6 protein-coding genes and 1 riboswitch are annotated in these 8,359 nt (G+C 68.4%); all 6 genes read right to left on the bottom strand.

The genetic code is table 11. From position 1 onward, the window contains the following. Positions 1–1,353, bottom strand: a 1,353-nt coding sequence (gene guaA, locus HMPREF1137_RS06125; protein WP_007590081.1) for a glutamine-hydrolyzing GMP synthase, incomplete at its 3' end; no start/stop codon positions are given. Between the two features lie 151 nt (positions 1,354–1,504). Beyond that, positions 1,505–2,089, bottom strand: coding sequence for a biotin transporter BioY (locus HMPREF1137_RS06130; protein WP_007590073.1), 585 nt, complete (start codon positions 2,087–2,089; stop codon positions 1,505–1,507). Between the two features lie 147 nt (positions 2,090–2,236). Then, on the bottom strand, positions 2,237–4,078 hold the full coding sequence (purH, locus tag HMPREF1137_RS06135) for a bifunctional phosphoribosylaminoimidazolecarboxamide formyltransferase/IMP cyclohydrolase (RefSeq protein ID WP_007590062.1): 1,842 nt from the start codon (positions 4,076–4,078) through the stop codon (positions 2,237–2,239). Between the two features lie 23 nt (positions 4,079–4,101). After that, positions 4,102–4,186, bottom strand: a riboswitch (ZMP/ZTP riboswitch). A 3-nt stretch (positions 4,187–4,189) separates the two neighbouring features. Further along, the gene (locus tag HMPREF1137_RS06140; RefSeq protein WP_231284042.1) at positions 4,190–5,713 is read right to left on the bottom strand and encodes a cell division protein PerM; all 1,524 of its coding nucleotides are present in this window, start codon (positions 5,711–5,713) and stop codon (positions 4,190–4,192) included. 73 nt (positions 5,714–5,786) lie between these two features. Continuing rightward, complete coding sequence (sucD, locus tag HMPREF1137_RS06145) at positions 5,787–6,707, bottom strand: succinate--CoA ligase subunit alpha (protein ID WP_007590079.1); 921 nt, start codon at positions 6,705–6,707, stop codon at positions 5,787–5,789. Between the two features lie 26 nt (positions 6,708–6,733). Continuing rightward, the gene (gene sucC / locus HMPREF1137_RS06150; RefSeq protein WP_007590070.1) at positions 6,734–7,921 is read right to left on the bottom strand and encodes an ADP-forming succinate--CoA ligase subunit beta; all 1,188 of its coding nucleotides are present in this window, start codon (positions 7,919–7,921) and stop codon (positions 6,734–6,736) included. Between the last annotated feature and the right edge of the window lie 438 nt (positions 7,922–8,359).

Consider the following 8,359-nt stretch of genomic DNA (forward strand, 5'->3'; position numbering starts at 1 on the left):
ACCCACGGAACGAACGTCGGCGAGCAGAACCACCGGGCACTGCCAGATCTCCTGATCCAGGCCGGCCGCCGTGAGCTCCTCACGGGCGATCAGGTCGGCGGCGCGCAGGATGTCCAGGCGCTCGCGCGTGACCTCGCCGATGATGCGGATGCCCAGGCCGGGGCCCGGGAAGGGCTGACGGTTCACCAGGTAGTCGGGCAGGCCCAGCTCGCGGCCGACCGCGCGCACCTCGTCCTTGAAGAGGGTGCGCAGGGGCTCGACCAGCTCGAAGGTCATGTCCTCGGGCAGGCCGCCCACGTTGTGGTGGCTCTTGATGTTGGCCGCGCCCTCGCCACCGCCGGACTCGACGACGTCGGGGTACAGGGTGCCCTGGACGAGGAACTTCACCTCGCCGCCGGCGGCGCCAACCTCTTCGATGACCTGCTTCTGGGCGGCCTCGAAGGAGCGGATGAACTCGCGGCCGATGATCTTACGCTTCGCCTCGGGCTCGGTGACACCGGCCAGGGCCGACAGGAAGCGCTCGGACTCGTCGCACGTGATGACGCGGATACCCATGCCGCGCGCGTAGTCATTCTCGACCTGCTCACGCTCGCCCGCACGCAGCAGGCCGTGATCGATGAAGAAGCAGGTCAGCTGGTCGCCGACAGCCTTGTGCACGAGCGCCGCGGCCACGGAAGAGTCCACGCCGCCGGACAGGGCGCAGATGACCTGCGCGTCGCCGACCTGCTCGCGGATCTTCTCGACCTGCTCGTCCACGATAGACCCGGCAGTCCAAGTGGGTTCCAGGCCGGCACCCTCGTAGAGGAAGTTCTTCAGCGCGTCCTGGCCGAACTGGGAGTGGCCCACCTCGGGGTGCCACTGCAGGCCGTAGAGGCGACGCTCGCTGCATTCAAAAGCTGCAACCGGAGTCTCAGCCGTGGAGGCCGTGACGGTGAAGCCCTCGGGCGCGCCCTGGACGGCGTCGCCGTGGCTCATCCACACGATCTGGTCGTCGGGGGTGCCACCGAACAGGCAGGAGTCCCCGGCCACGGTAGCCTCGGTGTGCCCGTACTCGCGGGTGCCCGTGCGACCGACGGTGCCACCAAGGGCGTGAGCCATGGTCTGGAAGCCGTAGCAGATGCCCAGCACGGGCACGCCGGCCTCGAAGATCGCGGGATCGACGGAGGGCGCGCCCTCCTCGTACACGGAGGACGGGCCGCCGGACAGGATGATGGCGGCGGGCTCCTTGGCGAGCATGTCCGCCACGCTCATGGTGTGGGGGACGATCTCGGAGTAGACGTTAGCCTCACGCACGCGGCGCGCGATCAGCTGGGCATACTGCGCGCCGAAGTCGACGACGAGGACGGGATGCATGTCAGAAGCGTTCACCCTGCCAATGGTACCCGCGCGCGCCCCGCCCCGTCGCACTCCATTACGTATGTCACCACTGCGCACGCCGGATACGGCGACGGCCCCGCCCCCGGGTGGGGACGAGGCCGACTCGCGTGACGCTGGAGCGCGCGGCTCAGCGGAAGATGGAGCGCAGCACCGGGAAAGCGCCGGTGGCCACGGCGGCCTTGACCAGGTCGCCGATGATGAAGGGCACGAAGCCCTTCATCAGACCCTGCTCAAGGGTCATGTGCGCGAAGGGGATCATCCAGGCCAGGCCCAGGATGTACACGGAGAACAGGGACACGACTGCGGTCGGCGCCATGGTGAGGACGCGGCGGTCGGCGCCGCGCTGGGCGGCCAGGCCCGCGATCGCGGCAACGAGCAGGTAGCCGAGGATATAGCCGAAGGAGGCGAAGGCCCAGCCGACGTTCGTGCCGGTGAAGACCGGGGCGCCGGCGACGCCGAGGAGGGCGTAGGAGGCGACGGAGATGAGGCCTCGGCGCGCGCCAAGGGTCGTGCCGACCGAGAGGGCGCCCAGCGTGCCGAGCGAGACCGGCACGGGCGTGAAGGGCAGCGGGACCGAAATGCGGGCCAGCACGATCATGGCGACCGTTCCGGCGGCGATCAGTGCGATCTCGCGAACGATCGTGCCGCCGAGGCGGTCGGCGAGAACGCGGTTTTCGCGCGCGGCAACGGGGGAAGCGGTCAGGGTGGTCATAGAGCGCCTTTCAGCAGGGCTAACAGCCATTTATTCAACAATTGAACGATATGCTGCCCGCCGTTCCCTGTCAAGCACACGGAGGCAAATCTCAGGGGGCGAGCGCCACACCGGCGCTCGCCCCCTGGAGCCCATGAACGGGTTTGATCAGTGCGCGAAGTGGCGCGTTCCCGTCAGGTACATCGTGATGCCCGCAGCATTCGCAGCGTCAATCGACTCCTGATCACGCACCGAGCCGCCGGGCTGGACGACAGCCTTCACGCCCGCGTCGATGAGCACCTGCAGTCCGTCCGCGAAGGGGAAGAACGCATCCGAGGCGGCGACCGCGCCGATGGAACGCTGCTCGGGAGCCTCGGCCACAACCTCGGACGCGCGAGCGCCGCCCGCACTGTCCACGTTGGAGGCCGCCGCGTCACCCGTCGAGCGCGAGCCCAGCGTGTTCGCACGCTCAACTGCCAGCTTGCAGGAGTCCACGCGGTTCACCTGGCCCATGCCCACGCCCACCGAGGCGCCGTCCTTGACCAGCAGGATCGCGTTAGAACGAACCGCGCGCACCGTGCGCCACGCGAACTCCAGGTCCGCCAGCGTCGCCTCGTCGGCGGGAGCACCGGCCGCGAGCGTCCAGTTCTCCGGGGAATCGCCGGGCGCGTCAATATCGTCGCGCTCCTGGACCAGCAGGCCGCCGCTGATCTGCTTGAACTCGTACGAGCCACGAGCCGGGGGCTCAACCTGCAGAACGCGCAGGTTCTTCTTCGCGCTCAGCACCTCGAGCGCGCCCTCCTCGTAGCCGGGGGCCAGCACGACCTCGGTGAAGATCGGGACGATCTGGCGGGCCAGCTCCACGCTCACCGGGCGGTTCACGGCAATCACACCGCCGAACGCCGACACGGGGTCGCAGGCGTGCGCGAGGCGGTGCGCCTCGGCCACATCATCAGCCACCGCGATACCACAGGGGTTCGCATGCTTGATAATCGCGACGCAGGGGCGCTCGTGATCGTAGGCGGCGCGGAGGGCGGCGTCACCATCCGTGTAGTTGTTGTAGCTCATGGCCTTGCCGTGCAGCTGGCGCGCGTTCGCGATGCCCGGGGCCAAGGCCTCGTCGTCGGCATCCTCGTCCTCGAAGGACTCGTCGATCTCGCGGTACACGGCCGCGCCCTGGTGCGGGTTCTCGCCGTAGCGCAGCGACTCCACGCGCTCGAAGGCGTCGGCGACGAACACGGGCATGCCCGAGGCATGTCCCTCCTCCTCGGGCACCGCCACCACGTAGTCTTCCTCGGTCTGGTAGCCCAGCGACTCCAGGAACGCCGCGTCGGAGGCGTCCAAGTGAGACTCGGCAGCCTCATCGAGGGTCTCGCGCACATCCTCAAGATCCAGCTCATCGGCCAACCAACCGGCAATCGCCAGGTCGTAGGTCGCCGTGTGGGCGAAGGCCTCGGCGGCCAGCACGCGGCGCTGCTCGAGGGTGAAGCCCTCCCCCGCCACGGCCTCGGCGACGTCCGCGTAACGCTCCGGAGAGGTCACGACCGCGACCGACGGATGATTCTTCGCGGCGGCACGCACCATGGACGGGCCGCCGATGTCGATCTGCTCGACGCACTCGTCAAAAGACGCGCCAGAAGCGACCGTGTCCTGGAACGGGTACAGGTTGCACACGACCAGGTCGAAGGCCTTGATGCCCAGCTGCACGATCTGCTCGCGGTGCGCGGCCTTACGCTGATCGGCCAGAATGCCCGAATGGATGAAGGGGTGCAGGGTCTTCACGCGCCCCTCGAGCACCTCGGGGAAACCGGTCACGTCGTCGACCGGGGTGACAGCCACGCCAGCGGCCGCGATGCGGGCAGCCGTAGAGCCGGTAGAGACGATCTCCACGCCGGCCTCGCCAAGGGCGCGAGCGAGGTCCTCCAAGCCCGTCTTGTCATACACAGAGATCAGGGCCCGCTTGATCGGGCGCACGTCGATGGGTTCCAGGTTGTCCAGGGAGACGGACATAGTTCCTCCAGGTTGAGACCAAACCCAGGCGCCCAGGCGGGCGACGCCTCGCGGGAAATGCGGCCGCTCCCCGGTGGTCATCCACCCTCGCCAGTCGCGGCGACTCCCAGTCTAGTTCAGGCCCTCGCGCCGCGTCGCCTTCGTCTCGGGGTCTTCCTCGTCACCTTCGGCCTGGACCGGTTCGATGTCCGCGGCACCCTCGGCGGCAGTTTCGCTGGTCTCCCCGGGCATCTCGTCCGCGGCCTGCTCGTCCGTGTCGACCACCGCTTCGAGATCCTCAGCCCCGGCCTCGTCGGCACCTGCTTCCGTGTCGCCCGTCTCAGCGGGATCGGAGGCCTCAGCCCAGGCCTCGTCCGCCGTCGAGGCAGTGGCCCCCACGCGGGACGCGCGCTCGGCGGCGCGGCGGCGCAGGGCCTCGCCCTCGTTGCGCACGCGACCGGCACCCTCGCCGAGGAGGGCTCGCGTCGTCGGGTGGGTCGCCAGAGCAATGATCAGCGCGGGCAGGGCGATCTCAAGCACCAGGGCGAGCGTCGCCCACCCCACGCGCGGGCCCATCGAGGCCAGGCGCACGGACCCCAGGCTCATCGTCGCACTCCACATCCACAGGGCCGTCACCGAGGCGACGATCACCGAGGACAGGACACCCTGGGCAGTCTGGTGCAGCAGGTGCTCACGACGGAACGAACGCGACGCGACGACGCCAAGGCCGATACCCAGCGCGATCGGCGCAAGAATCACCCACATGCCGGGGGCCGTCTCCGGGACCGCGCCCAAGAGTGGAATCGGCGGAATCGGGCCGGTGCCCGCCACCACCGGAGAATGCAGCGAATCCGTCGCCGTCAAGAAACCCGCGCCCGACCACCAGGAGGCAGCCCACGCCATGACCGTGGGCGCAAAAAGCAACTGAGCCCCCACGATAAAAGCGGTATCCGCGCCCGAGGCGGCACCCAGAATCTCCTGGATCCCAGCCATGCGGCTCCACCCCGCGACGAGCGCAATCACCGACGCCACCGCAGACGCAGCCACGAGCGCGAGGACCGACAGGCCTCCCAGCTTCAGGCCGCCCGAAATCCAGTGCTGCATCGCCGGGGCCTCATTGTCGCGCGAATACCCCGACGCAACGAACCACACCGAGCCGATCAGCGGAATCAGAATCGCGCCGAGCGTGCCCGTCCACCAGTGCGAATAGATGCCCGACGCGCCCGCCAGCAGCCACGACGTCAGCAGGAAACCGGGCACCGCGAACAGCGCCGCGCTACGCGGGAAACCAGCCGTCGCGCGCAGCAGAATCCGCACCAGCACGATCAGCAGAGCGCCCACCAGCGTCGGAATCGCGCGGTAATGCACTCCCCCAACCACCGACGTTCCGCCAATGACGGCGGCCCACAGGTCACCACCCAGGCCGAGAGCATCACGCGGCGTCGTGTCATTCATCCACGAGTTCGAGCGCAGCGTCAGGTAGGCGATCATCGTGAACACCGTGATCAGACCCCAGCCCGCAAAGGCTGCCTCAACACCCGCGAGCACACCGCGCGCCCAGCCCTGCGGGACGGCCACACGGATCGTCGCTCGATCCGCCACGTACGTGGTCGTGGTCCGCCGGGGGCTGGGTACTTCTCTGATGCGCTCGCTCACAGGCCCATAGTGTCAGAATCGGCCCGGGGCCGCGACGCTGCGCGCCGACCCCGGGCCGATTTGTGCTGTGACGTTAGCGCGAGAGGATCTCGCGCGCGATCTCCGCCGTCTGCGAAGGAGTGCGACCCACGCGCACGCCCACGGCCTCGAGCGCCTCCGCCTTCGCGGCAGCCGTACCGGACGAACCGGACACGATCGCGCCCGCGTGGCCCATGGTCTTACCCTCGGGGGCCGTGAAGCCAGCGATGTAAGCGACGACGGGCTTCGTCATGTTCTCCTGGATCCAGGCGGCCGCACGCTCCTCGGCGTCGCCGCCAATCTCGCCGATCATGATGACGAGGTCCGTGTCGGGGTCCGCCTCAAAAGCCGCCAGCGCGTCGATGTGGGTGGTGCCCACGACCGGGTCGCCGCCGATACCCAGGCACGTCGTGAAGCCGAAGTCGCGGAGCTCGTACATGAGCTGGTAGGTCAGCGTGCCCGACTTGGAGACGAGGCCGAGGCGGCCCGGTCCCGTAATGTCCGCCGGGGTAATGCCCAGGTTCGCCTGCCCGGGCGAGATGATGCCGGGGCAGTTCGGGCCGATCAGGCGCACGCCCGCCGCGAGCGCGCGCTCGACGACGATCGTGGAATCCTGGACGGGAATGCCCTCGGTGATGAGGACGATCGTCTCGATCCCGGCCTCGATTGCCTCGAGGGCGGCGCCCTTCGCGAAGGCCGGGGGCACGAAGATGACGGAGGCGTTCGCGCCGGTGGCCTCGCGGGCCTCGGCAACCGTGCCGAAGACGGGGACCTCAACCTGGCCGTCAGTCACCTTGTCGGCGCCCGGGCCGTAGCCCTGCACGTCGAAGGTGACGGTCGTGCCGGCCTTGCGCGGGTTCGTGCCGCCCACGATGGCCGTGCCCGCGCTGAGCATGCGCTGGGTATGCTTGCGGCCCTCGGCGCCGGTCATGCCCTGGACGATGACCCGGGTGTCAGAGTTGACGAAGATAGTCATAGTGTTCTCCTGCGGTTCTCGGGTCGTTACTTCGACGAGGCCTCGGCTGCGAGCTCAGCTGCACGCCGGGCCGCGCCGTCCATCGTTTCTTCCATGTGGACGAGCGGGTGCGCAGCCTCGGCGAGAATCGCGCGACCCTCCTCGACCTTGTTGCCGTCAAGGCGCACGACGAGGGGCTTCGAGGCCGCGTCGCCCAGCGTCTCGAGCGCGCCGATGATGCCTCGGGCGACCTGGTCGCACGCGGTGATGCCGCCAAAGACGTTGACGAACACGGAACGAACCTGCTCGTCTCCGAGGATGATATCCAGGCCCTTCGCCATGACCTCGGCCGACGCACCACCACCGATGTCGAGGAAGTTCGCGGGCTTCATTCCTCCGAACTCCTCGCCGGCCATCGCGACCACGTCGAGCGTCGACATGACCAGGCCCGCGCCGTTACCGATGATGCCGACCTGGCCCTCCAGGCGCACGTAGTTGAGTCCGGCTGCCTTCGCTGCGGCCTCGCGCGGATCCTGCGCGGCCACGTCCACGAGCTCGGCGTGGCCGGGGTGGCGGAAGCGCGCGTTGTCGTCGAGGGTGACCTTGCCGTCGACCGCCCACACGGAGCCGTCGGGGCTGGAGACCAGCGGGTTGACCTCGACCAGGGTCGCATCCTCGTCGCGGTAGACGGTCCACAGGGTTTCGAGGACGGGGGCGATGGCCTCAGCCGTTTCCTCGTCGAAGCCCGCTTCCTTCGCGATGTGGCGGGCGACCTCGGCGTCGATGCCGACGGTGGGATCGAGGGGGACGCGGGCCAGGGCCTCGGGGCGTTCCTTCGCGAGGGTCTCAATGTCCATGCCGCCTTCGCGCGAACACATCGCCAGGTGGCGGCGGTTCGAGCGATCCAGCAGGATCGAGAAGTAGTATTCGGCGGCAATGTCCGCGCCGACAGCGATCATGACCTTCTTGACAATGTGGCCCTTGATGTCGAGGCCGAGGATCGCCTCAGCTTTCTCGTAGGCTTCGTCGGCGGTGTGGGCGAGCTTAACGCCGCCGGCCTTGCCGCGGCCACCGGTCTTGACCTGCGCCTTGACGACCAGCAGCGACGCACCGTCCGCCAGGAGCTCGCGCGCACCCTCGCGCGCCTCTTCGGGGGTTGACGCCAGGCGGTAGTCGAGCACGGGCACGCCGTGCTCCTTGAACATCTGCCGGGCCTGATACTCGTAGAGATCCACCTTATTCCCTCCGTTGAACGTGGTGTGGTCAGCGCAATAATTCTAACGTGTGACCGGCATAAACGCGCCATTTCCTCCCATTATCAAGGCTTGTCACGGCCTTGACCGGAGGCCCACTTCCCTTTATCAACGCTTTGCGTTGCGGGGCGGATCGGGGGTCGCATCTCCCGCGTGGCCGGACCGCGGCGCCCGAGGGCAGCAGGCCGGGCCCAGACAAATGTCGCATGCAATTCCCCCACGACACGAATCGATGCACGCTCAAAAACCGCAGAATATCAACGATTAGATTTCAATATTTGAAATACGCTCAGGGGAATTGCATGCGAAATTGATGGGCGGTGGCAGGGCCTGGCCGGGCTTCGAGGCGGGGCCTAGCTGCGGCGTCCGTGGGCGGAGGCGGGGCCAGGCCGCGGTGCTGGTCGGCGGCGGCAGGGCCAG

Origin of the sequence: Actinomyces sp. ICM39 (assembly GCF_000282935.1) — a bacterium.
Classification (GTDB): Bacteria; Actinomycetota; Actinomycetes; order Actinomycetales; family Actinomycetaceae; genus Pauljensenia; species Pauljensenia odontolytica_B.